Origin of the sequence: Bifidobacterium pullorum subsp. saeculare, from assembly GCF_016899725.1 — a bacterium.
GTDB lineage: Bacteria > Actinomycetota > Actinomycetes > Actinomycetales > Bifidobacteriaceae > Bifidobacterium > Bifidobacterium pullorum_C.
On sequence record NZ_JACLYU010000068.1, the window covers coordinates 1 to 714 of the forward strand.

Below are 714 nucleotides of genomic sequence, written 5' to 3' on the forward strand. Positions count from 1 at the left end.
TGAACTGCGTCCCGGAAGTTGGACTTGTTAAGTCATAGCGGTCAGGCTGCCTTTTGCAGGGCTCGGTCCCGGTATTCCACCGGGGTCATGCCGTCGAGCTTGACCTGTCTTCTCACGTGGTTCCATCTCCAGATGCACTCGTCGAGGTCGGTCTTGAATCCCTCGAAGGTGTCCCGGTCCCGGCCGCGGAAGAACTCGTCCCTCAGGTGCCCGAACACTTGTTCGGTGGCCGCGTTGTCCAGGCGGTTGCCCTTGCGCGACATGCTCTGGACGAACCCGTTGCCCGCCAGCGCGTTGACGTAGGAGGCGCGCTGGCACTGCCAGCCCATGTCGGAATGGAGCATCGGCCGGGCGCCCCCGGGCTTGGCGGCGAACAGGCCGGCGAGCATCCGTTGCCGCCGCAGCATGCTCGGGCCGCGGGACACGCAGCGCGCGACGATCTCCTTGCCGGCGAAGTCGTACACGGGCGCCAGGCACGCCTTGCCGGACGAGAGCCTGAACCCGGCGACGTCCGCGCCCATCTTCCGCCACGGGCCGTCCGCGGAGAAGCCACGGCCGATCACGTTCCCGAACGTCCGCCCGACGACGCCCCTGTAGGAACGGTGCCGGCGGTAGGCTCTCCCGCGGCGGATCGGGCATCGCAGACCCAGCTCGCGCATGATCCCGAGGACTGTCCTGTCGGCTATCCCGACCCCGTCGACCGCGCGCAGCTCC

1 protein-coding gene is annotated in these 714 nt (G+C 68.2%); it reads right to left on the minus strand.

The annotated features are described in order from the left end of the window. Positions 1–41: 41 nt before the first annotated feature. The coding region (locus H7U32_RS09445; RefSeq protein WP_204469804.1) for an IS3 family transposase at positions 42–714 on the minus strand (673 nt) is incomplete at its 5' end.